This window comes from Niastella soli (assembly GCF_017742245.1).
Lineage (GTDB): Bacteria > Bacteroidota > Bacteroidia > Chitinophagales > Chitinophagaceae > Niastella > Niastella soli.
On the sequence record NZ_JAGHKO010000001.1, the window covers coordinates 91,355 to 116,052 of the forward strand.

The following is a 24,698-nucleotide window of genomic DNA, read 5'->3' on the forward strand; positions in this document are numbered from 1 at the left end:
TTTCAACAAGATTAAATCATACTTCCATACGTTAGTCGTAAATGTGATAAAACCCGCAAAAAAGGGATGAGATCAGAAAATATCCGGCTCATCAGTTGTAAAACCGGGGTAATTTGTGCATTTTGGTTCCCTAATCACTTTGATTTTAACCAGCCGTTATGAAAACCGTTTTATCACTGCTTTCCACCCTGATCATCCAGCTCTCATTTGGTCAAACTAAGACACTTTATACCATTGTACAAGATGGAAAGGTTGGCTATATTAATAATACAGGTGCAGTAGTAATAAAACCTGTTTTCCATAATGGAACTGACTTTTCGGAGGGATTGGCGGCGGTGAGGCCAAACGGGCGTTACGGTTATATTAATGAACAGGGAAAATTTGTTATTCAACCCGAATTTGACCTGGCCTACGGTTTTAATAATGGACTGGCGCTGGTTTATAAAAACGGACAGTCCTACTTCATTGACAAAACCGGAAAGGCTGCCTTACCTGCTGTTTACAACGAAGTTAGGCCTATAAATCCCCGCAAGGCTATTCTAACCACCCAATCAAAGAAACAGGGCCTAATAGACATGGTCACAAAAAAACTGATCATTGACACGGTCTTTAGATCCATTCATTATACCTGGTCCGGCATTCTCAAGGCATTCAATTTGCCTGATAATAAATACCCAGACAATATAAACGCGCTTCTTGATACCAATGGGAATTACATTGTACCATTTGAAAAACATTATACCATCAACCCTTTCTTTGAAGGTTATGCCCGGGTAAAAACAGACAGCATTACAGAGGGGGTAATTGACACAACAGGGCAACTTGTGTTTACGAGACAAAACGCCAACAATGCCATTATAGCCGGAGAGTTCCATAATGGATACGCTAAAATGCGCCTCCGTTCAACCGAAAAAAGCTATGCCGGATACATAAATCTGAAAGGCGAAGCGGTATTAAACGACCCTGCGGTTGAAGAGGTAACAGATTTTTCAAATGGAAGAGCATTTGTAAGGCGACAGAATCAAAACTATATTCTTGTAGATAGAAATTTTAAACAGGTAGGGACAAATACCTATGATAAAATCCCTGGCTTTTCGTTCCGGAATGGTTATGCCATTGTAGAAAAAAATAAAGAGGTCGGCATCATTGATACAAACGGCAACTACCTTGTACAACCTGCCTATTCGGAAATCGATTATGTTGGAATAGTTGACGGGTATTTCTTCTTTAAAAAATACAATGATTATAATATCAGCGGGAATCGTTATGGGGTTGCCAATCTGAAAGGCAGCGTAGTTATCAATCCTGTTATTGAGAGCTTTGATAAGAACGGGTTCATAAATGGCATTATAAAGGCGCTCGTAAACGACAAACTCACTTATCTCAACAAAAAAGGAAACATCATATGGCAGGAAAAAGAAAACACCTCCCGCATTATACCACTTAATCTGGACTATATGAACCGGGGGTATTTTGTTACCTATTTACTGCCAAAACATCCAACCGGTAACCTCAACAGTGACGGAACAGTCTCCTCCCTCCATTTTCCCAACAAACAATTCAGTATAATAATTGACACGCTTGCCATAGACACATTTGCCCACCACTATGCCGGCTACAAATTGTATCTTAGTAATACGACCGATGACATTATAAGATTCGAGGCACAAGACAGCAGGCTATACATGGATCTGCAGGCGCAAAACGAAAAAGGTGAATGGATAGATATAGAATATTTACCTGGTAGCAAGTGTGGTAATAGCTATCGACAGGTGACGCTGGAGCCCAATACATACTGGCAATTCAAAATCCCCAAATACCAGGGAGAGTTTTCAACAAAGATCAGGGCAGCACTTATATACTATGATAAAACATCACCATCAGAAGAATCAGTGATCTATAGCAATATCATCAATGGCAAGGTAAACCCGGCGCAATTCTGGTTTATAAGAAACATTTATCCAATAGACGCAATGAGTCCCTACTACAAATTATAATCATTTTTTCCCCTTTTTCGATGATTTAGCTTTTTCATTAAAGGCAACACATAAACCAACCCAGTACTCAAAATCCTTTTTTGACTTAAATCCTTCCGGATAAATGTAACAATAACCTTTATATTCCTTTCCTCTCATGACCATGGGTTGAAAACCATTTTTCTCAGCCACCTCCTCCTGCAAAACAGGATCGAACCGGCACATCAGATTCTCCCCACTTACACTAACACACATTTTACCGTTTATCATAAATGTAAGCCCTCTGAACATTTTCTTCTCTTCAATCTTTAGTTTGGGAAACTGAACAAGGTATTCCCGTATTCTGTCTGCCAGTTTAATATCGTAGGCCATTAAAACTAATTTGAGTTATTACAAAAAGGTCACTGGAAAATACGAAAAAGTGTTCAATCGGTGCTGTTGCTATGCACGCTTATAGGCTAAAAATGCACACTTATCGACCAAATTAACACACTTATTAAGTTATTAATATAATATCTGAAATCTTGTTTTAGTTTTACGGTTTGCAGCACTAATTCAATACGATAACCAGCCATCGCTCAAGTCACATTTCGGGAAATAAAAAGTAACAGCCTGCATGAATTTAGCAGACAATAATTATTTATTGGAATCACAGTGGAACATACAGGGACATTCATATGCTAAAGAGATAAATGCACACCAGGCATTTATTGAGGAACATGGTATGCCTGACTGGATGGGAAAAGAACCGGCAGATAAGCGGGATGAGCTGGCGCTGGAAGTATTGGCACTTTTAAAAAAAGCTAATAGAGAAGGGACCATCGACACCTTTAGAGCTTCTTACCCACCGGCATATGCCCCATTTATAAACATCATTCAGGAACAGGGGCAAAACATAGAAAACCTCTGTTACATAAATGAGGACACCATCGCCTTTGTTATAGGCTCGGCCTATGAAAAAAGAAAGGCGTATGTGCTCACTAACAGAAATATTGAAAAGCTTTCCGATTCCATCCGGGCCATTGGCCGCTCGCACCTGAATAATATTTATGCCATTGCAAAAACCAATTCCATAACTACCTATAAGAACTGGGAGGGCAGGAAGATCTTTGAATTTAAATTGCCACCAGTTGTAGTGTTACCTATTTCACAGCTTATTCCTTTTAACGACGGACTATCCGTATTGCTCATTTCATCTGAAGGCATTTACCTGCTCACTACGCAGGGGCACTCCATGATACATCCCGTTCCTGACCTGGAAGATAAGGACTGGAGTTCTTATATAGATATGGAACATGCTGCCTTATCCTATGACAATAGCCTTATTGTAGTGGGCGATCAAACTTCGGCGCACCGCATCTTAAACCGGGATGGCAATCACATTGCAACAATCGACCCGCACTCTTCTTACCCACACTATGCTTTATTTTCCAAGGACGGTCAACAGATCCTATTGAACTCCTGCCATTCGTGCGATGGCACTACCATCAGTGTTCCTGCTACTGGCATTCATACCATCAAAAGAGGGGACGACAGCCATACCATTATCGATAACAGCTGCCGGGTGTATGCAGCAGCTACCACCGCTGAACACTACATTTTTGGCGATGCCCATGGCAATCTTCAGGCATTCGATAAAGAAGGCAAAAAGAGCTGGAGCTATTTTATTGGTTCCATCATTACCGGCATGACACTTTCTGAAGATGAAAAAACACTATGGGTGGCTTCCGGTTCGGGCATGGTCCATAAATTGAAACTCAATGGCGAACAACCCGATGACCACACCATTGGCAATGGCAATATTAATGAAGAGTTCAGGGTAATTTTTTGGAAAAACGAACCAGAGCCACTGGTATGGTAAAACAAAAATAGCTTTCCCGGAGGAAAGCTATTACACAAGGGCGCACACAATTGCTAACTCACACTAAACATCATTGAACTTGCTTTGAGGGCCGTATGTATTATTTAACTATCAGTTTTTTCGTATAGCTATTAGCGCCGTTGCTGATCTTTAAAAGATATATGCCTGTGCTTTTTGCAGCAGGGATAGTTACCGTTGCATTGCCGTTATTGTATTGCGCAATGGCTTTACCTGAAAGGTCCATTACTGTAACATGTACCGGCGCATTGGAATTGTATTTATCAACCTTAATGGTATACAACGATCCGCGTTGTACCGGATTAGGATAAACCAACCCAACTGCATTGGCATTTATATTAGCAGGTGTTGTTGACGCAGCAACCACTCTTGCACCTGAGACGGTACCAAATCTGAATTTCTCCCAACCATCGATCGCAGCACGGTTACAATTCATTGGCTTTTCACCATTCTCAGAAGAAACAAACATTCCGTTGTAACCACGCAGTGAAATAGTACCATCGCCATTATCGAACCAGTCGAACTGTTCCCAGCCTTGTGCTGTGGCGCGGTTACAGGTCATAGCCTGTGTACCATTCTCTGAAGAAACGAATTTGCTCATGCTCATCAAAGTCACTTTTCCATTGCCGGCATCGCCAACATAGAACTGCTCCCATGCCTGTGTAGTTGCACGGTTACAATTCATAGCCTGGGTACCATTCTCAGAACTTACAAACAAACCGTTGTTGCCTTGCAGCCAGATGGTTTTTCCGATAGGCGCAGTCGTGGAAGGTTTTCCAGGAGCAACTGCGGCAATAGTTCCATTATTGCGAACACAGTTGGCAAATTTGATATTGTTTAGCACCGTGCTCATTGTCCAGCTACCATCTGTAAGATAGGGCGGATTGATATGCATCAAAGCAGCGTTCTCGCCCGCATCAAACCGTTTGTAGGTCCAATGGCACCAGCCAATGCCTTTTGAGTTCAGCGCAGCAATGTTCCCTTTCAGCCAGTCATTGTTATTCTCACCTGTTTCCCCTACCCATACCGGCACATTATACGCGTTGCGGAAATTGACCATATTGGCAATCTTATTGATCTGGTTAGGGTTGCCATCGGTCTCAGTAGTAGAATTGGTGAGCCAGTAGCGGTGGGCATTGTAGATCAGGTTGGTCCTGTGGCTAAATGTCCATGGCTCCATGTAATCATAGTTATTACCCCAGCCATTTCCTTCAATCATCAACAGGTGGTTGTCGCCCTGTGCCCTAACCGCATTAATGAGTCTTTCGAACAGATCATGAATAGGTGGATTCGAAGGCACATTATTGGGTTCGTTGATCAGGTCGTAAAATGCAACGCGGTCATCATTGATGTAGCGGGCGCTGATCTTTTGCCACAACCGAACAGTAATGTCTCTGTAAATAGCTTTATTCCACAGATCATTTCCTACCAGGGCATCAGAAATGTTGGCATCTGTACCCTGTGCTCCGGGAGCAGCATGCAGATCGAGGATCACATACATGTTATTGGCAGCGCACCAGCCAAGGATATTATCAATAATACGGAAACCTTCCAGATTGGCATCCGTAAACAGCGTATTGCCGTTATACCAGTTGGTAAGACTGGAGACGTAATTATTATAATTGCCTGAATTACGGGCTACGCTGTTACGCACGGAACGTTGGGCATTGGTAAGAAATAATTCATAGTGCATAGGGAGTCTTACACAATTGAAACCCAGCGAGGCGATATAATCTATGTCGGCTTTTGTAATAAAATTATCGCGCCAGTTTTGATAGAATGTTTCTACATCAGCTTCCGATACACCCTGATCGTATAAACGCTTTTTAAATGACCATTGGGTACCACCACCACCCGGGTTTAACATATATCCTTCCTGCAGCAACCAGCCTCCCAGGCCTACCCCTTTCAAAAAGATCTCCTGACCGGAAGCATTTACAATTTTAGAACCATTAGCGGTCAGCCGGGAAAGCTGGGCCGTAGCTTGCTGTATGTCAGCAACAGCAATTGCCAGTAACCAGGCAAAAACCAAAGTAAACATCCTTTTCATACGATACTGTTTATTTAAAAGATTAAGAAATAGATCACCCGGGCCGTAACAGTGTTACAGCAAATAATTATAGATATGGCAATAAGGGCTTTTTTGCTGCTTGCAACTGCAGCAATACAATTTAGGGAGGGGCACAATAAAGCCAGGGGGTCTATGCCGACCTTATCAATTAGGAAAATAGTGTAGGCAAATCACTTTACGTAGGTGTTCTATTCTATACAGTAAATCGGGAATGATGGTGCTGATCATCAATGCCAAAGAAGAAGGGGTGCATTGATGCGGCAAATTTACTTGTCCTGATAATCACACTTCCCTTTCCCTCTTCTTTTATTTGTTAACATTATAATTGATCATAATAATTCAACTACCGTACCTGTGTAAACCAGAAATGAACTTACTGTTATCAAATTGATTACTGTGTTCATTCATACAACCACACGTTATTTTCGCCGCGTGAAAAATACGGTTGCATGTTACTGTAAAATTATATTCTCCCAAACCGTAGTACCAATCGATTGCTTTGTCCGTCAATGCCGCATCAGGGCATTCATGCCTCCAGTACGTACCCTACCCTAGGTATTATTAATTCTCATATATTAAAAGTAACCCATCAGATGAAGAAACCGATCATTCTGCTGTTGGCCTTGCTATTGGCAAGCCTGGCAGGCCACAAACTATCTGCACAAACTACACAAGCTTCCATCATCGGCATTATTACTGATGAGAACAAAAAGCCAGTTGATGGAGCCAGTATTGTATTGACCAATGAATCAACTGGATTTACTACGGCTACCCTGACCAATGAAAAAGGCCAGTATATTTTTAAGGAGTTGCCCCTTGGTGGCCCTTACACTATCAAGGCCACCTATGTTGGTTATGGCGAACAAAAACGTACAGACTATTCATTGAACCAGGGCGACCTGTTGCGTGTGAACATCACCATGCAGGTTTCTGCGGCCAGCATGAATGAGGTAACCGTAACTGCAACCGGCCAGCGGAAAAAATCAGAGAACTTTGGCGCCGCTACTTCAGTATCAGCCCGCGACATCTCCAGGTTACCGGTAAATGGCCGCAACTTTACTTCATTGATCGATCTGTCACCCCTGAGCAGCGGCAGCAACCTTGCTGGTCAGTTGGGCTCCTCTACTAATATTACCATCGATGGGACCTCTGCTAAAAACCCTACGTCCAGCAGTGGTACCAATAGCCGTATTGGTGGTCCGTATGCCATGTCTATGGAGGCCATTCGCGAGTTTAAAGTAGTAACCAACCAATATGACGTTACTTATGGTCGCAGCGGTGGTGGTACCATCAGCACGGTTACCAAAGCTGGTACCAATACCCTGTCGGGCAGCGCCTTTATTTTTTCAAGGGCCGACTGGTTATCGAGCAAATACGATATGAAGGGTGCCCGCCGCGTGAATGACTTCTCCACTAACCAGTACGGGTTCTCTGTAGGCGGTCCCATCATCAAAAACAAAGCTCACTTCTTTGTTGCCTGGGACCGTCAGGACGACGCCCGGCCTTTACAGATCCTCGATATCCAAAATGCAGCCGACGCAAAGCGCCTGGGCATTACCCTCGATACATTGAACCGCTATCTTCAAATTGCCAGGGACAAATACGGCGTAGCCAATACACCACAGACCGGTTCTTTTAATAAAGTGAGACATACCGATGCGGCCTTCCTGCGGATTGACTGGCAACTGAACGCCCGGAACCTGCTTACTTTACGGGACAACTATGTGAACGACCGGGCACCACTGGGCCGTGATGACAACTCCACTTACAATTTATATGAAGTATATGCGGATGCCCATGCCTGGAACAACAGCTTGCTGGCCACCTTGCGTACCGTGGTAAACTCCAAGATCACCAACGAATTAAAATTTCAACACCTGTATACTTTTGAAGAAAGCTCACCCGGTAGTCAGCTTCCCGATCAAAATATTCCAAGGGGTATTGTAGATCGCATCGCCAGTCCCGATGGAAGTACCATGATCCAATTCGGCGGTCAGCGTTATTCACCTGAACACTTCTTCAACAATGTGTTTCAACTGGTGAACAACATGTATTACAACACCAACAAGTTCAACTATACTTTTGGCGCCGACATCCAGTACACCCATATGAACTCACTGTATGGAAGTGAAATGAACGGTCGCTATTACTTCAACGGACTGAGCAATTTCGACAACCTTACCCCCTATCGCTATGCGCGTGAAGTAGCCCTGAGCGATGATCCAAGCGTTGACCAGAACATCCTGAACGCTGGTTTATATGCTCAGTTAAAAACTCAATTGATGGCCGGGCTTGAAATGACAGCCGGTATCCGCGCAGATTATACCAATTACTTTAACAAACCCAACTTCTATCAGCTGGCATATGATGAACTGGGTCTTGTTACCAACCGCTCGCTGAATACGCTCCAGATACAACCACGTATCCAGTTTAACTGGGATATTAATGAAAAACACCGTGATTACGTACGCCTGGGCGCCGGCATATTTGGTTCCGACATTAACAACTATGCCATGATCAACAACATGGTGTTTGATGGTACTAAAGTATTGTCTGTAGACATTCAAAAAAACATTCCAAAACCAAACTTCCCGGGCTATCGCAGCAATCCTGCTTCAGCACCTGGAAAGGAGTTATTCGATCAGGGTGTTCCACGTTTGGCCACCATCAATATGAATGGAGCTGATGCGCGCATCCCTGTCGTATATAAAGCCAACATGTCGTACAGCCGCTTTATCACCAATAACTTCAAAATGGGGGTAACATTCTACGCCACGATTGCCCGCAATAACTATATGTATGTTGACAGAAACATGGTTGACCAACCACTCTTCCGTTTGAGCAATGAAGGCAACCGCGGTGTGTTTGTTCCCGCTGAAAGCATTACCACAGCAGGCGTTACCGACTGGATGCAGGGCCGTAAAAGCACCAATCTGGGTCGTGTACTGGAACTGAACAGTGGAGGTAAAGTAAACCAGTTTGCATTTGTAGTAGATGGTACCTGGCGTTATTTCAAAGACGGAGAGATCTCATTCAGCTATACCTGGAACGATAGCAAAGACAACACTTCCTATAATGGAGATGTTGCCAACAGCGCCACCCTGTCCCTGATGGTAAAAGATGACCCACGCGATCTGAGCAGAATGACCTATTCTGATGGCCAGTTCCGTCATAAAGCGGTATTCTATGGAACATTGCCCACCTTCTTTGGCGTGAGCGTAGGTATCCGCTATTCAGGCATTGGCGGCACCCGTTATTCACTGGCAAGTGGAAACGTAAATGGCGATTTCGTTGCCACCAACGATCTGGCTTACGTCTTCGACATCAACGACCCTAAAGTAGCAGAAAAATATCGCACCGGTATTGCTGCTATCCTGGAAAACCCCGATGTAAGTGAAAGTTATAAAAAATACATTAACAAAAGCATGGGACAGATTGCCGAACGCAATGGTGGCATCAACAAGTTTAATGGCGTGTGGGATGTGCGTGTTGCCAAAAAGGTCAATGTGTGGAAAAAACAATACATTGAATTATCCGGCGACATCTTCAATGTAGAAAACCTGCTCAACAAAAACTGGGGTGCTACTAAGAACCTGGGTAAACAAAGCATTTATCAAACAGCTGGATTTGATAAAGCTTCTCAAAATTATGACTACAAAGTATTGACCAATTCTGGTATCATCTCAAAAGGCGGAAATCCCTGGCAGATACAAATAGGTATTCGCTACGGCTTCTAATCAACAGCATTATAAAAAAAATGAGCGGCGCAGCTGGCAGAAATTAGTTCTGCAAAGCTGCGCCGCTTTCATTAAAGTTTAGCTTTTTGACCAAAATGCACTAATGCTTAAACTGGTAAAAGAGTCCCAGTTGCCATACCCTGTTCTTAAAATCATTAGTATTGCTCTTTGTAACATCAGTTAGCCCCATATTATAACGGGCATCAACACCCAAGCCACTACGACTTAGATAACTTGCGCCAAATACCCAGCCAAAGTCGGCATTACTGAAGTTGTCGACATCAGTCTCAGAATGGTCACTCTTGAAATTAGAGGTAGTTAAAATGCCTAACTGGGGTCCGGTCTGTAATCTAAAGCCTTCAGCAAACATGTACTGAGCTAATACAGGAACGTTAATGTAATTCAATCTTAATTTGCCATCGTTATATTCAGCACCTTGTGTACTGTATACCAATTCCGGTTGAACAGCAAAAGCCCGGGTGAGATGGATATGGGCCAGACCGCCGAGATGAAACCCGGTTTTTGCATCTGCTTTACTGTCGGCAGCATCATCTTTTATATTGGCAAAGTTAACACCACCTTTAATACCATACTCAACATGTTGCGCACTTGCAACTTTGATCAGCAATAACAATGCTGCTGAAATGATGATTCTCTTCATAATGCTGGTTTAATTTAACAATATGCAATAGCTATTGCAAATGAGATACCACCTCTACTGCTCAGCCTTATCAACGTTATAACCTATTGAAAAATACAAACTTCGCACTGGGGAATGATTTGGGCAATATGCTTTTAAATCTGTAGATTGCTTATAATATTCATTAAAAAGCAACCACTTATGGAATCGCATATTGTTAAAATAAAAACCATCAAACAGGTAACGCACGACGTAAAAAGTTTTCGCATAGAGAAACCGGATGGTTATGTTTTCACACCCGGACAGGCAACGGAAGTGGCTATTAATAAAGAAGGCTGGAAGAATGAACGAAGACCTTTTACCTTTACTTCGCTGAACAATGAACCTACACTTGAATTTACCATAAAAAGATATGCTGACCATAATGGTGTTACCAATCAAATTCACCAATTGGTACCCGGTGATGAATTGATCCTGCACGATGTTTGGGGTGCTATTGAATATAAGGGTCCGGGTTATTTTATCGCAGGGGGAGCAGGCATCACGCCATTCCTGGCCATACTCCGCCAACTGCATCGCGATAATCAAATTGACGGCAACACCTTGTTCTTTTCAAACAAAACAGCCGCAGATGTTATCTATGAAGAAGAGTTGAAGAATATCCTGGGCAGGAATGACATCAATATTCTTAGCCGGGAACAAAAAGAGGGTTATGAAAGCGGAAAGATAGACGAGGGCTATCTGCGTTCGCACGTCAGCGATTTCAATAAACACTTTTATGTGTGTGGGCCAGATAAAATGATTGCGGATATTAATGCGACACTAGAAAAGTTAGGTGCTAAGCCGGATCTCGTTGTTTTTGAAAAGTAAGAAAGTTGAAGTAAGAAGTAGGAAGTAAGAAGAGTCCGAATTTTCATACCTCCTACTTCATAATTCTTACTTCGACTTCTTATAAAGAATAATGATAGTAATTTACCTCCATCTTTTTCTTCCAGCCTTCCTTCTCACAAGAAACTCCTTCCCAAACCAACCCACTAACAATAAACCAAAAACAAATCCACCAATATGCGCGGCATAGGCTACACCACCAGCTTCCTGGCCACCCAGGGCGCCTAATCCATTCACTACCTGGAAGGCAAACCAAACGCCTACAGCTATAAATGCCGGCACTGATATGATTAGAAAGAAGATCCAGAGATGAACGCTTTTACCCGGGAACAATCGCAAATAGGCACCTAATACGGCCGAGATAGCACCCGAGGCACCCAGACTGGGGATCAGCAAATTTTGTCCAAATACCAATGTGGTGATCACATGGCTCAGTCCGGCCAGCATGCCACATATTAAATAAAAGAACAGGTATTTTATATGCCCCAGCGCATCTTCCACATTATCGCCAAAGATCCATAAGTACATCATGTTACCGGCGATATGCGCCAACCCGCCATGCATAAACATGGAGGTGAACAAGGTAAGAAAAACGGGAATGTTGGTAGGCGCTAAACCCGGCAATTCAATAAGATTGCCGGTAAGCGGATCCTTTTCAATCAATGATTTGGTAACGATATCGTGACCGGTCAATATTTCAGCGGGCACTGCAGAATAACCTAAAGTAACGTTATAGTCATGGCCTAATCGCTGCCAGTATATATATACAAAAATGTTAAGCGCAATAAGCAGGTAATTAACCACAGGAAAAGTTTTCCTGTCTTTGTTGTCATCTCCAATGGGGAAGACCATATTACTTTTTGTCAAAGTTAGGCAAAAGATGTACCGGACTGTCAGCTATCGGATTGACCTGTAAGGTTCGCCATCGGGTGTTGAACAATCGGTGGGTTTAAGCGACCCTGACAGGTCATGGTTTAATAAAGCGAAAGACCTGTCAGGTCCAATTAAACCTAATAATTGTTCAAGCTCAAATGATGGACCTTACAGGTCAGCATTATTTTAAGGAATATGTGAGCGTGGTATAATAAAATCCACCGATCTGTGGTCCACCCAGGATAGAATAGTAATAGTGGTTCAGGAAATTGGTAGCGCCAACTTTAACAGTAAGCGAGGGTTTATTAAACACATATTGCACCATGGCATCGGCATTAAAAACAGCCGGCACATTTCCATTTATCAAAAACGATTGATAATAAAAATTACTTTGGTATCTGCCCGATAAGGAAAAGCCCAGGTTCTTGTACACATTTGTTCCTCTTATTCCACCATTCGCCATCCATTTGGGGATATTGAACCCGTCTTCCAGTCCATCGTTGGTGTTTGTTCTTTTTAAAGTCTGATAACTTGCATTACCAAACAGGGAGTAATGACCATCGATCAGGTACAACAGATCTATCTCCGTGCCATAATTGTGTACCAGGGTCTTTGAGTTGGTCCACAAGCGATAACGGGCCTGTTTGTTCTTATCATACAACGAGGCCGGTATCAGTGCGCTGTCGGTAGTATTGGGAATACTGCCTTCTATCTGCGCAATAAAGTTTGAATAGAAATTGTAATAGAAATCAATATCTACAGAAAGCCGGCTATTCAGCATAATGGTGCGGTAGCCGACTTCAAAAGAATGCATTTGTTCCGGTTGGATATAGTTATAGGTATTATGTTTCAAAATACCTTTGTTCTTTTCAATGGCAGCGGCCTGACTTACCCCCTGGGTATTTACATCTTTGTTTACCGCAGCAGTAAATTCATCGATAGAGCTTTTTAACCAGGTGTTTTCAAATACGCCATTCGACATAACTTTTAGCCCGCCTACTCTTTTTACCCCACCACTGTTGATATTGGAGAAACCTTCAAAGATGCTGGGAAACCGATAGCCGTTCTGATAAGAGAACCGAACAAAATCATTACGCGTCAGCTCATATACGGCAGTAAGACGGGGATTCCATTTCAAATTGAAATACTCATAACCAGTAGCACGTAACACGGCGCTCAGTTGTAATTTATCATGCAGCAATCTTTTTGAGGCATGCACAAAAAAGCCATAGCTGGTATAGTTCAGGTTATGTCCTGAGTCGGTTGGATTGATAAAATAATTACCATCAGGCACAATGATATAGTCCCTAAAATCGGCGCCTACCTGCAAACCCAACCCTGTGTGCAATAATTTCCCCAGGTCAAATGAGCCTTCTGTATGTACCAGGTGGGCTTTTACTTTTAAGGCGGCACCGATATCCCAATTGTTTATTTCCTGTAATTGTTTCAATTTGTCTTTAAAGGCTTCAGTACCTGGTTCCAACCTGCCATAGTCAGCCGCATCACGCGCGGCATGGTGAGCAGCAGCCACATCCTGTTTTGATGCATAAGCCGTATTGAATGCATTGGTATAATCGGCAAACCATTTATTATTGTCTTTAAAGTTCAGGTCCATGGTCTCTGCCATTGACCGTAGGTTGTAAGAGTGGCCGGTATTTTCTGAAGTAATATAGGCACGGGCCTGTAACAGGGAGTTCTTAAATTGAACAATGTGTTGTTGCAATAAATAATCCTGTAAACGGAATCGGTTCGATCGCTGGTAGGTATTATTCAGAAAGGCAGTACGATAAGTATAGGAAAGCTGCGCATTAGCTGTAGGCCGGAAATAAAGTGACATATCCCCTTTTACATTTTGTAAATTGTAGTCCGCTACGTCGCGTTCGTAATAACCGGTGCGGGCCACTACATAATTCTTTCCACCCAGGGTAAGCGTTTTGCGGTTGGAAGATTCATTGCCATAGCCGTTCACCGCATCATAGGCCGGATTATCGGCCCCCATTAAATTGGTGGTAGCATTGCCGTTGGGGAACAGATCGTTCCGGTTGTCAGCAACCCAATCGTACCCACGATTGTACCCGGCATTTATTTTAAAGGCCCATTTGGTGCCCAATGCTTTTGCCCAGCGAATATTGGTTTCGTTATACAACCGGGCGCTCACATCATTGGGGTCGTTTACATGGTTCACCGCCACCTGTTGTTGTATGCTGAACCCTTGTGTGGTGAATGGATCTTTGGTAGTAAAGTTCACCAGCCCATTGGTAGCGTTCATACCATATAATGCAGATGCCACCCCCTGCACCATTTCCACATGATCGATGTCCAGATCACCGGGCGATAACGCATTGGCAATGGGCGCGCCAATATGGGGCGTCTGGTTATCGATATTATCGATCATTTGTACAAAACGAACATTGGTGGTATTTGAAAAACCGCGGGTATTGATGATCTTGAATCCCATACTGGGCACTATCATATGCACCCCTTTCATACTACCGATGGCATCGAAGAAACCCGGCGCAGCGGTTTGCTGTATCTGAGCGTTGCTCAATTTCGAGATACTCACCGGGGCGGTCAGTTGTTTTTCCTGTAGGCGGGAAGCAGAGATCACGATCTCCTGCAGCACATGCACTTTGTGGCTGGTATCTGTTTGTTCCGGTTGTTTGTCCTGGGCAACCAGGGTAAGAGTTGTCGAAGAACATGCTATAACGCATAGCATCTTTTTTACATAACCCATATATAAGCAGTTGATCCGTTATCTCCTTAAGAATATAACGCAAATATAGGGGGTTTTAAGTTAGGCTGCCCAAAAGTGGTTGATCTGTTAATCAGGAAGGAAATAGTTTAAAAGTTGCTGCAGTCAGCGAGGTCAGTAAAAGAACAGCGGCCAGAAATAGGAGTTCCTACTTCTGGCCGCTACTGCCATTTATTTATCCAGCTGATCTTTGTCAAACCCTTTCAACTAGCCTTTTACTAACTGGTCAACTGATCAACTTTACCTAAACATTTCAGGGTATAACTTCCCATCCATGGGTTTGAACGAAATGCCAGTGAGGCGAATGATCAACGGACAAATATCCACCAGGTCCATCTCAGGCAACACTACACCTGGCTTTAGGCCCGGACCAACAGCAACAAAGCCGGTCTGGATCTCTTTATGGTCAGGAAAGAAGCCGTGGATTCCTTTCACTACAGGCAGCACATCCATAAGATTGCCCTCCTGTTTACTACCAAAGCCCGTTCCTTTAAGTCCTGTTAAGGCGAGCGCTGCACCCGGGAAAGCCCCTTTCTTCTCTAAAGTACGCTTATCAATCACTTTAAAGTATTGCATTATAGAGTCGGGCAGGCCCTTCAGCAACGACTGCACTGCTGACAAGGTTTGCTGGTCATTGGGGTCTTTCAAAACCAGAAAGGTGCATCCGCCCTGTTGATAAAACTGGGCGCGCCATTGATCATTGCGCACATCACTAAGTATACCATGCTGTTTCAGCAGCACATTGGGTTGAAAATTGCGGTACACATTTTCAAACCCATGATCACCGGTAACAATGATGGCAGTACTATCTTTAATCCCGGCCCGGCGAATGGCTTCCAGCAGGGTCTTTATACCTCTGTCAATACCTGCTACTGCTGCTCTCACTCCATATCCATCGCGCCCATATTCATGCTGGTAATGATCGGCGGCGGCAAAGTGAATGGCGGTAAGACCTGGCCTGTGCTTTTTAATAAGATAAGCCCCCATGCGGCCAATGTTCTCATCCATGCCCAACTCATCATCGAACATATTCCAGTCCAATGCTTCCAACTGCCCAACAGCACTGTCCTGCAAAGTTTTCCATAGACCAGCAGGAGATACATTATCAGCAGTGATGCCGCGCCTGTCCTTTGACCCTGGCTGGGAAATATCGGGTACGTTGTAATCGATAGGTGCATGTACCGTTACAGGCCAGATAATATCTGCTGTGGTGCGGCCAGCTTTTTTCATGGCATCAAACAATGTTTCCGTTCTAATGGAATCGTAGTATACGTACGACTGGCCGGCTTCGCCACGTGGGCGAAAGGGCGCATTGAAGTAAATGCCATGTTTGGCAGGCGTAACACCGGTAATGATCGTTGTATGATCAGGATAGGTAACGGAGGGGAACACGGGGTTTACTCCCTTTGCGGCCACACCTTCATCCATCATATGACGCAGGTTCACCATGCCCCACGAAGGGTCCAGGTAAAACTCGGGGCGCAATCCATCGATGGTGATCAACACGATATATTTCGCAGGGCGTTCCTGCGACCAGATCAACATAGGGAGCAAAAGAAACGGCAGCACAGCTACCAACGGATTATATTTTCTCTTTATCATCACACGTTTTCAATTACGGGTTTGGGGTCAACAGTTTATTAAGGTCCAGATCGCCTTGTGGTATTGGGAATAAGAGGTTATGTTCGTTCACTACATGGGAATCAGATGGCAGATAGCTCAGTTCCTGCCTGATCTTTACGCCAAAAGCATTGATCACGGCCAGGGCATTGGTTTTACCTGAGCGCAGCAGGTCTTCCCAACGGTGATTTTCAAAAGCCAGCTCTACCCGGCGTTCGTGCCAGATGATGTTTTTCAGTTGCGTCTGGTCAGTAGTGGTAGTGGCTGCAAGTCCGGCTCTTGTTCTCACTTTATTTAAAGGCACCAATGCAGCGGCTGATTTACCCTGCTCATTCAACGCTTCGGCCAGTAGCAATAACGCTTCTGAATATCTGTAAATGGGGAAATCATCACTGGATCCTGTACTGGCGGGCAAGGGCGAATGCAGGTACTTCTTTATATAAGGGATCCCGATCTTCCCGGCTGCGGGTTTATAATTCACAATGCTTTTAACGGCTGAATAGGTCATATAATAGCTTCCGTCATAGGTACCCTCAATGATACCGATCGAGGAGTCAAGACGTGCGTCACCAGGCTCAAAAGACGCTATCAGGTCGCTGGAAGGCGTGTTCCATCCACCCGATCCGGTATTATCCAATTTGTCAACTCCGGTGAGCAGTACGGTATTTTTGCTGCGGGGAATAAAATGCAGCGTGGTGACATTAGGCGTAGTGCCCGTAGCGGTACCACCCAGGAACTGGATCGCAAAAAGCGATTCTTTACCCGTGTTATTGGCAGGCAGAAAAGCGTCGCCATAATTGGCATACAAGCTATAGCCCATAGCCGGCAGGGTGTTCAATAAGGCTTCTACTTCGCTCCAGCGCTTTTGTTGGGCATACACATCGGCCAACAGCATGGTGGCTGCGCCTTTTGTGGCGATGCCCGATTGCGTGAATTTTGGCAACGCCAGTTCATCGATCGCCTCTTTTGTATCGACAATGATCTGTTGATAAATACTGTCTACACCTGTTCTGGGAATAAAGGCATCATCTGCTTTGGTGATCACTTTCAGGAACAGGGGCAGCGCTCCGTACAGCTGTACCAGCTTGTAATAGTTAAGGGCGCGCAGGAATTTGGCCTGCCCGTCAATGCTCTTGCGCACCGAGTCGGAAGAGATGGTTTTCAGCAGCGGCAGGCTTTCTATGATGGCATTGCAGCGGCTGATGCCTGTGTAACTGTGCTGCCAGGTAGCATTCGCATACGCATTGGTAGAGGTATTCGTGAAGTCTGCTATATTCCTTCTTTGTACATAGGCTGTTCCCTGATCAGCATAAGGCTGATATATGGTATTGTCTGAATGCATTTCAGAAGTAAAATAATCGTTCACCAACACATCGCGTAAAGGCGCATATGCCGCTACGATGGCCGACTGAAATTGGGCCTCTGTTGTATAAAAATTATCGACTGTATAAGCATCAACGGGGGTCAGCTCTATAAAATCCTTTTTACAGGCTGTTGCTCCCATCAGTAAAAGGCCGGCGATAATAAGGTCAATTCTTTTCATTATACCTGATTTGAAAGATTTATTTGATAGACAGGTTTATACCCAGTGAAAAAGTTCTTGGAATGGGATAGGCATTTTCATCAATGCCCACACCCGATGTCTGATCGGAACCACCCACATTCACCTCGGGGTTCATACCCGTGTATTTGGTGAAGATATAGGCCTGCTGCACAGAGGCATATACCCTGCAGTTGTTCAACCAGGGAACGTTTTTCAAGGGAATAGTATAACCCAATGCTACATTCTTCAGCGCCAGAAATGAACCATTCTCTATCCATTGGGAATTCACTTGTCGTCCCATGGCAGTAGTACCGGTCTTGGTGCGGGGATACATGCCAGAACCGGGTTCTTCTTCTGACCGCCAGTAGTCCAAAGCCGCAGCCAGGGGAACACGGCTGCCATCCATGTTAGTTTGATAAGCCCATTTGGCCGCATTCATTATTTTACCACCTACTGAATAGGTCATATCGATGTTCAGATCGAAATGATCGTAAGAAAAGCGGTTCACCAAACCGCCGGTGAACTTAGGTGTAGGGTTGCCAATGAAGGTGCGGTCATTCACATCGTCAATAACACCATCGTCATTAATGTCTTTCACCTTTATGGTACCTACGTCAGAACTACCGTTGGGATTACCCGTTGTAACCTGGTATTTGGGGGATTTGGCCAGATCGCCTGCATCTTTATATAAACCCTCAAATACGAACCCATAGAACTCACCCAGGTGATGGCCCACCTGCTGACGGTAATAATCGCTGGAAACGGTGTTATTCCGGCGGATGTAGCCCGGGTCAACCAGGTTGGTAATGATGTTCCTGTCTACAGATACAACGAGCGTGGTATTCCATTTCAGCTTTCTTCCTTCCAGGTTGGTAGTGTTAAGCGTGAATTCATGTCCCCACATTTTAAGTGCCCCCACATTCGAAATGATCTGGGTAAAACCCGAAGAAGTTGGAAGGGCACGTTGTTGGATGAGGCCATCAGTGATCTTACGGTAATAGTCATATGTAAAGCTGACGCGGTTCTTAAAGAGATATACATCAAACCCTATATCTAATTGTTTATTACGCTCCCAGCCCAACAAGGGGTTGCCTACCCTGTTCATTGCCAAACCCTGGGTTATAGTGTTGTTGAAATCATTATAATAGGTGTTGAATGTAGCCTGGGGATCGTAGGCGCCAAAGAAGTTGTTGCCTGTTAAACCATAGCTTGCCCGTATTTTCAGGAAGTCAATGGCCGGTATGGCATTCATGAACGGCTCATTGCTAACTACCCAGCCAGCCGATACAGAGGGGAAATTACCCCATTGATTGTCGGTACCGAATTTCGATGACCCATCACGCCGGATGGCTGCAGAAAGCAGGTATTTCTTTTTATAGTTATAGTTCAACCGGCCAATAGTAGATAATAAGGAGTAGGACGAGCTGCCGCTGCCAGTGCCGGATGTAAAACTCGAAGCCTGGTTCAAATAAGGGATGTCGTCCAGCGCATAACCCGTTCCGTTCAGCGTATTGCTGTAGGTATTGAATTTTTGCGCAGAATAACCCACCAGTGCTTCTATGTTATGGTCTTTGGCAATGGTCTTTTTATACTCGATGTTGGCCTCTGCCGTCCATGAATAATTGTCCACCGCCTCGCTGGTACCGGCTGTTTGGTTCGCCGTAGTTGTTACCAACCCGGGCTGAAAATATTTTCTTGTTTCAGCACCTTTGTCTATACCAACATTTGTCTTTATGAACAACCCGTTGATGACCTCCAGGTTCAGGTAGGCATTACCGAGTAAACGGGTAGTATAATAATCATCATTGGTAAGATTATAGGTAGCCAGCGGGTTTATATAGGCCACCATACCGGGCGATGTCACATTACGTACGTAGGTGCCATCAGGATTATAAGGCGAGACCAATGGGCTTGCTTCGAAAAAGCGCTCGAAATAACCGCCCACCCCATCGGTGCCTAACCGGTTGTTATGATCTATACGGTAACTGGGCGCCAGATTCACCCCCATTTTCAATCTGTTATTTATTACCGAGATGTCATGATTGAAACGCGCCGAAAATAATTTAGTTCCGTTGTTGATGATAACCCCCTGCTGCTCCTGATACCCGACCATGAATAAGGAAGATGAATGCTCACGGGCCGACTGCATAACAACGTCGATATTGCTCATGGGAGCCGTACGCGTTAATAGTTTGTACCAGTTGGTGCCTTCCCCATATTGTTCCGGATTGTCGTAGGCAGCGTGATAGTCGGCCGTTATTTTATAACCTGGTTCATATTTCAAGCCATCCTCGCCTCGTTGATTCATGAAAGTAGCAAACTCCCTTGCATTCATCATTTTGGGCACCCGCTCGGTGGGTATTTTTTGAACAGCATAATAAGAAGATACTTCCACGCTGGAATTGCCGGCTTTGGCATGGCGGGTGGTAATAAGCACCACGCCGTTGGCGGCCCTTGAACCATACAGGGCAGTAGCGGAAGCGTCTTTCAGAAAGCTGTAGCTCTCAATTTCTGATGGATTGATATTATTGATACTACCGGTCACCGGCATTCCGTCTACCACAAAAAGCGGCTGGTTGCTGCTGTAAAAAGAGGCGGAGCTTCGTACAATAAACCCAATCCCCCGTCCCGGCTGTCCGCTGGTCTGATTGATCTGAACACCGGCTATCTTTCCCTGCAACTGTTGTGCAAACTGTGATACCGGCATATCCTGTAACTGATCTGATTTTAGTTGAGCCACCGCACCCGATACCAATGACCGGCGCTGCGTTCCATAGGAAACCACCACCTCGTCCAGAATATTTGAAGTAGGCGCCATGCGAACGAATATGCTGTTGTTATCGGTGGCGGTTACCACAAAGGAACGCTTAACGAAATTCTTATACCCAAAACTTTGCACCAGTACATCGTATTTGTTACCGGCTTTTAAATTCTGTAAGGAAAAATTCCCGTTCTTGTCGGTATAAGTGCGTATGGTATCCGTAGTACCGCTTGGGTTAACGGATACTATTGAACCGGCCACGGGGTCTCCGCTATCATCGAGGACGATGCCCGTTATTTTGGCGGATTGCTGGGCGGAGGCTGGTATAGCAAGGACCACCACTCCCAGATACACAGCCCATCTCAACCATTTCGTTCTTGTTTTCATTTGTATAATTTCGGTTTTGTGCAATAGGCGGCCTGTCCGCCAGCTGGCGGATAGTTTGCCCTGATAATAACTGTTAGATTTTTACTGTTTACTAATTACAATACGATCGCTCTCTTTTTTGAATGATAAGTGGTTACTGTTACAGATCACTTTAAGCGCCAGGTCCAATTCATCTGCCGGACTGAAATCGCCAGTGAACGACAAGTCTTGTATTGCAGCTTTATCGTATAGGATGGAGGTTTTATAGTATTTGCTTAGCCGTTCGAACACCACAGCCAGGCTGGTTTTTTCAAAGGATAGTGCCGTGCCATTATCACTATAGGTCATTTTGTTTGGCGACTGTTTGATCCCGGTCACGATCCGGTCAAAATGTTTGGTGGCTGTGTTGATCCTCAATTCCTGCCCCTGCGTTAAATACACTTTTTGTAAGGCCATACCTGCATCGGGGGTAGCATTCACTACTATTTTTCCTTTTAGCAGCCTGATAGAAACAACATGTTTGGTACCATCTACAATAAACCGGGTACCCAATGCGGTGGTAGCAAAACCATTGGCGGTTACAGTAAAAGGTTTGGTAGGATCGTGGGTAACTTCAAAAAGCGCGCGCCCCTGCAACTGTATATTTCGGGCATGTGCTTCAAAGTGCTCCAGGTAACGGATACTGCTGCCCGGTGTTAACAGTACTACAGAATGATCGGGAAGGGTAAGCGTATCTTCACCCGGTTTGGTGTTCTTTCTTATCACCATATTTACCACTACGGGCTGTTGTGCCACCATAGGTTTCCCGGCAGCGTTGGTAGCCGATCTTGTTGTAAAACTGTTATATAATACGAGGGTTCCGGTAATGACCACCAGTGCAGCCACTGCAATTTTTATTAAATGCCTCCACCGGCGAATGGGGATCACCTGCGCCCCGGTATTGTCATCGCTCAAATGCTGATCGTGCAATCGCTGCCAAACCCTGCTTTTTTGTTCATCGTTCAGGCCACTGGCTTCCTCACCGGCAAGCACCCGGCTGTAATACTGCTGCATAAACTCCTTCCACTCCATGCCCGATTCTTCTAATTGCCGAAGGATCTCGCGCCGTTGTTCAGCCGAGGTTTGATTTTCCCAAAATTGCTGTATTTGCTTCTCCAGATTATCCATAGTAGCGGTCTGCTATACCATGAATACTCCGATGCGGTAAAAAGGGGAATATGATTTCAGGTTAAGGAATTGTTACCAACAGCAACAGGGATAACCCAACGGTTTGAGGGAAATGATCGCTTACATATTTCCTGATGAACGATCTTGATTGCTTTAGGTAAAATTTCACCGAGCTTACAGACAGATTGAGTTCCTGTGCTATTTCTTCGAAGCTCTTATTTTCAAAATGATAGAGGCGAAAAACTTTTTGTTTATGGAGGGGAAGGTTTTCCACGGCGGTGTTCAGGATGTGGATCTGCGCGCCATAATATTTCTCATCAAATTCCGGGTCTTCGGGAATCTCGGCCAGGGCGATCTCATCAGCGGGAATACAATTTTCCCGTAATTTTTTCTTCAGACTGGTTAACGATTTGTGGTAGCTTACCACAAACAGCCAGTTGGCAATTGATTGAGCAGGGTCTATTTTCGCCCTGTTTGTCCACAAAGCGGTAAACACATCCTGCAAAATGTCCTCAGCCAGGTTCGGAACTCGTACCATTTTACGGATGTTGGCATATACAGCATCGCTATATTGATTATACAGGAGTTCAAAGGCTCGGTGGTTGCCCCCTATGAACTCCCTGGTGATCTGTTGCTCATCCCTGGTCATGGGATAAAATTATAATATACCAGCCAATCGCTAATGTTAGGAAATTATTAAGTACCTGCGCAACTACACCCATTTCAGGTAGATCCTGGAAGCAGTTCAGAACGGGATACCTACACTTGAAGCTGTAAATACTACAACCTGGTTGAAACAGCTTGCACCCATAACAAGTTTCTTTCATCTTTGCCCTGTCAAACGGATGCAGCCCTAAACTAAATTAAACAACAGCATCTCCCCAATAATCAGTACCATGAAAAACAACACTTACACACAGTCAATGCACTTCTACCACCTTAACGATTCTATCATCTTGTTTACAGATTAGCACCCGAATGGTGACTCGATTGATTATGACCGTTGCAACATGCAATTGCGGTACGGGTAGTTATTGCCTATTAAAAAAAGAAACTTTTACGCAGACATAATACATAACCCCAAACAACAAAAAAGAAAGATTTACCATGAAAAAGTTATTGATCGTTTTCGGTGTATTCATTGCAGGATCTCCCTTTGTATCTTGTAAAAAAATGAAAGACGACATCAAGGACCTGAAAAACCAGGTAACTGATCTAAAGAGTCAGAACGACACTTTAAAGAATCAAAATAACAACTTAAAGGATCAAACGGACACCCTGAAAAATCGCAACTCCGTTTTACAGGAGAAATTGAATGGCGTGATCAATTCATTGGGTTCTGATGAGCCAATTGCAGCTACCACTACGTTCCAGGATAACACCGGAGCTACCAGAACGGTTATAGGATCTTACAAATTCAAGGCTTCTGATTATTCTACGCAAAGAGCGATCAAAAATAGCAACGGTACTTATTACATCTATATTGAACGTTTCAGTGACGTGGAATGGTACGAAGGTGCATGGACAGAATTTACCTATAATCCAACTACCAAGGCAGTTACAAATGCATCAGGTGGACAATACTGGAGTGATGCCGACTCTTATTATGACAATGCAAGATATGAAGGTTCTTATACCGGTACTGGCCTCACGTTGAATATAACTGTCGATAATTTTAATACTGCGACCGGCGCCATCTCCATGAAATTTGCTGCCGCTGCAACAGGTACTTACACCAATGCTGTAGATCCCTGGTACACACCTAATCAGGGTAAATCAATGTCTACCAATTTCACTTTTGCAGGAAAATTGAAGGTTTTTGATCAAAATTAATTAGCTGTAATAATACGAGGCCGTCCCGATTTTTGGGACGGCCTTTTACTTTTTGTTACCGGGCAGTAAACCAGTTTCAATAGACGTTCCTGCCTTTATCGTTTGATATACCACACAATAGCGTTCCGTTAACTGCAGCAGCTTTTGCAATTTCTCCTCATCTGCATCGGTATCCAGGTTAAATGACAGGCGAATGCGGGTAAACCCAACCGGCGCTTCTTTTGATACACCGAGTGTACCCCTGAAATCGAGGTCTCCCTCAGCCTGTACAGTTCCATCTTTTATTTCAATGCCTATAGCGGTAGCTACTGCGTTGAGGGTAACACCTGCACAGGCTACGAGTGCCTGCAGCAGCATATCGCCTGAACAGGCCAGCATACCGGTGCCACCTGTTGCCGGGTGAAGCCCTGCCTGTACCAATGCTTTACCTGTTTCCACATTACAGGAAATGCCTTCGCTGATATTGCCCTGTGCCTTTAACGTGATCAACGCGGTACCAGGCTCATTGCGGTATTTTTCTTTAAGGGGTGATTGTAAATTCTTTAGGTCTTCTGCATTCATATGGTGGCAATTTTTAAATGTCGTTTGGTGT

The 24,698-nt window shown here is 44.4% G+C and carries 16 protein-coding genes; 5 read left to right on the plus strand and 11 right to left on the minus strand.

Features of this window, described 5'->3' with window-relative positions:
• Positions 1–158 precede the first annotated feature (158 nt).
• Complete coding sequence (locus J7I42_RS00385) at positions 159–1,997, plus strand: WG repeat-containing protein (RefSeq protein WP_209136780.1); 1,839 nt, start codon at positions 159–161, stop codon at positions 1,995–1,997.
• Here the strand turns inward: J7I42_RS00385 and J7I42_RS00390 are convergent, their stop codons facing one another.
• Positions 1,998–2,348 (minus strand): TfoX/Sxy family protein, encoded by a 351-nt coding sequence (locus J7I42_RS00390; protein WP_209136781.1) that lies wholly within the window; start codon positions 2,346–2,348, stop codon positions 1,998–2,000.
• Positions 2,349–2,592: 244 nt separating this feature from the next.
• Between J7I42_RS00390 and J7I42_RS00395 the strand changes: the two genes are divergently transcribed.
• Positions 2,593–3,837 carry a WD40 repeat domain-containing protein gene (locus J7I42_RS00395; RefSeq protein WP_209136782.1) on the plus strand — a complete coding sequence of 415 codons (1,245 nt, stop codon included), beginning with the start codon at positions 2,593–2,595 and terminating at the stop codon, positions 3,835–3,837.
• Positions 3,838–3,937: 100 nt separating this feature from the next.
• Here J7I42_RS00395 and J7I42_RS00400 read toward each other — a convergent pair whose 3' ends face one another.
• On the minus strand, positions 3,938–5,905 hold the full coding sequence (locus J7I42_RS00400; protein WP_209136783.1) for a cellulase family glycosylhydrolase: 1,968 nt from the start codon (positions 5,903–5,905) through the stop codon (positions 3,938–3,940).
• A 614-nt stretch (positions 5,906–6,519) separates the two neighbouring features.
• Here J7I42_RS00400 and J7I42_RS00405 point away from each other — a divergent pair.
• The gene (locus tag J7I42_RS00405) at positions 6,520–9,663 is read left to right on the plus strand and encodes a TonB-dependent receptor (RefSeq protein WP_209136784.1); all 3,144 of its coding nucleotides are present in this window, start codon (positions 6,520–6,522) and stop codon (positions 9,661–9,663) included.
• 100 nt (positions 9,664–9,763) lie between these two features.
• On the opposite strand, the gene J7I42_RS00410 is transcribed toward J7I42_RS00405, so the two are convergent.
• Entirely contained in the window at positions 9,764–10,324 is a 561-nt protein-coding gene (locus tag J7I42_RS00410) for a porin family protein (protein ID WP_209136785.1), read from the minus strand.
• A gap of 180 nt (positions 10,325–10,504) precedes the next feature.
• Here J7I42_RS00410 and J7I42_RS00415 point away from each other — a divergent pair, with 180 nt between their 5' ends.
• Positions 10,505–11,173, plus strand: coding sequence for an FAD-binding oxidoreductase (locus J7I42_RS00415; protein WP_209136786.1), 669 nt, complete (start codon positions 10,505–10,507; stop codon positions 11,171–11,173).
• A gap of 102 nt (positions 11,174–11,275) precedes the next feature.
• Here the strand turns inward: J7I42_RS00415 and J7I42_RS00420 are convergent, their stop codons facing one another.
• The 7 genes from J7I42_RS00420 to J7I42_RS00450 form a co-directional block, all read right to left on the minus strand.
• Positions 11,276–12,043, minus strand: coding sequence for a rhomboid family intramembrane serine protease (locus J7I42_RS00420; RefSeq protein WP_209136787.1), 768 nt, complete (start codon positions 12,041–12,043; stop codon positions 11,276–11,278).
• Between the two features lie 202 nt (positions 12,044–12,245).
• Positions 12,246–14,798, minus strand: coding sequence for a TonB-dependent receptor (locus J7I42_RS00425; protein WP_209136788.1), 2,553 nt, complete (start codon positions 14,796–14,798; stop codon positions 12,246–12,248).
• 258 nt (positions 14,799–15,056) lie between these two features.
• Positions 15,057–16,418: an alkaline phosphatase family protein gene (locus J7I42_RS00430; protein WP_209136789.1), complete on the minus strand. Its 1,362-nt coding sequence runs from the start codon at positions 16,416–16,418 to the stop codon at positions 15,057–15,059.
• Between the two features lie 13 nt (positions 16,419–16,431).
• On the minus strand, positions 16,432–17,979 hold the full coding sequence (locus J7I42_RS00435; RefSeq protein WP_209136790.1) for a RagB/SusD family nutrient uptake outer membrane protein: 1,548 nt from the start codon (positions 17,977–17,979) through the stop codon (positions 16,432–16,434).
• Positions 17,980–17,998: 19 nt separating this feature from the next.
• Complete coding sequence (locus J7I42_RS00440; protein WP_209136791.1) at positions 17,999–21,127, minus strand: SusC/RagA family TonB-linked outer membrane protein; 3,129 nt, start codon at positions 21,125–21,127, stop codon at positions 17,999–18,001.
• A gap of 81 nt (positions 21,128–21,208) precedes the next feature.
• Positions 21,209–22,273, minus strand: a complete 1,065-nt coding sequence (locus J7I42_RS00445) for a FecR family protein (protein ID WP_209136792.1) — start codon at positions 22,271–22,273, stop codon at positions 21,209–21,211.
• A 61-nt stretch (positions 22,274–22,334) separates the two neighbouring features.
• The gene (locus J7I42_RS00450) at positions 22,335–22,922 is read right to left on the minus strand and encodes an RNA polymerase sigma factor (protein WP_209136793.1); all 588 of its coding nucleotides are present in this window, start codon (positions 22,920–22,922) and stop codon (positions 22,335–22,337) included.
• Positions 22,923–23,380: 458 nt separating this feature from the next.
• On the opposite strand from J7I42_RS00450, the gene J7I42_RS00455 reads away from it, so the two are divergent.
• Positions 23,381–24,106, plus strand: a complete 726-nt coding sequence (locus tag J7I42_RS00455; protein ID WP_209136794.1) for a cell division protein ZapB — start codon at positions 23,381–23,383, stop codon at positions 24,104–24,106.
• A 45-nt stretch (positions 24,107–24,151) separates the two neighbouring features.
• Here J7I42_RS00455 and J7I42_RS00460 read toward each other — a convergent pair whose 3' ends face one another.
• Complete coding sequence (locus J7I42_RS00460; RefSeq protein WP_209136795.1) at positions 24,152–24,667, minus strand: OsmC family protein; 516 nt, start codon at positions 24,665–24,667, stop codon at positions 24,152–24,154.
• Positions 24,668–24,698: the final 31 nt, after the last annotated feature.

Excerpts from the sequence above, each read along its gene's own strand:
- J7I42_RS00385 (WP_209136780.1), top strand. The coding sequence starts at position 159 with ATGAAAACCGTTTTATCACTGCTTTCCACCCTGATCATCCAGCTCTCA.
- J7I42_RS00390 (WP_209136781.1), bottom strand. The coding sequence starts at position 2,348 with ATGGCCTACGATATTAAACTGGCAGACAGAATACGGGAATACCTTGTT.
- J7I42_RS00395 (WP_209136782.1), top strand. The coding sequence starts at position 2,593 with ATGAATTTAGCAGACAATAATTATTTATTGGAATCACAGTGGAACATA.
- J7I42_RS00400 (WP_209136783.1), bottom strand. The coding sequence starts at position 5,905 with ATGAAAAGGATGTTTACTTTGGTTTTTGCCTGGTTACTGGCAATTGCT.
- J7I42_RS00405 (WP_209136784.1), top strand. The coding sequence starts at position 6,520 with ATGAAGAAACCGATCATTCTGCTGTTGGCCTTGCTATTGGCAAGCCTG.
- J7I42_RS00410 (WP_209136785.1), bottom strand. The coding sequence starts at position 10,324 with ATGAAGAGAATCATCATTTCAGCAGCATTGTTATTGCTGATCAAAGTT.
- J7I42_RS00415 (WP_209136786.1), top strand. The coding sequence starts at position 10,505 with ATGGAATCGCATATTGTTAAAATAAAAACCATCAAACAGGTAACGCAC.
- J7I42_RS00420 (WP_209136787.1), bottom strand. The coding sequence starts at position 12,043 with ATGGTCTTCCCCATTGGAGATGACAACAAAGACAGGAAAACTTTTCCT.
- J7I42_RS00425 (WP_209136788.1), bottom strand. The coding sequence starts at position 14,798 with ATGGGTTATGTAAAAAAGATGCTATGCGTTATAGCATGTTCTTCGACA.
- J7I42_RS00430 (WP_209136789.1), bottom strand. The coding sequence starts at position 16,418 with ATGATAAAGAGAAAATATAATCCGTTGGTAGCTGTGCTGCCGTTTCTT.
- J7I42_RS00435 (WP_209136790.1), bottom strand. The coding sequence starts at position 17,979 with ATGAAAAGAATTGACCTTATTATCGCCGGCCTTTTACTGATGGGAGCA.
- J7I42_RS00440 (WP_209136791.1), bottom strand. The coding sequence starts at position 21,127 with ATGAAAACAAGAACGAAATGGTTGAGATGGGCTGTGTATCTGGGAGTG.
- J7I42_RS00445 (WP_209136792.1), bottom strand. The coding sequence starts at position 22,273 with ATGGATAATCTGGAGAAGCAAATACAGCAATTTTGGGAAAATCAAACC.
- J7I42_RS00450 (WP_209136793.1), bottom strand. The coding sequence starts at position 22,922 with ATGACCAGGGATGAGCAACAGATCACCAGGGAGTTCATAGGGGGCAAC.
- J7I42_RS00455 (WP_209136794.1), top strand. The coding sequence starts at position 23,381 with ATGAAAAAGTTATTGATCGTTTTCGGTGTATTCATTGCAGGATCTCCC.
- J7I42_RS00460 (WP_209136795.1), bottom strand. The coding sequence starts at position 24,667 with ATGAATGCAGAAGACCTAAAGAATTTACAATCACCCCTTAAAGAAAAA.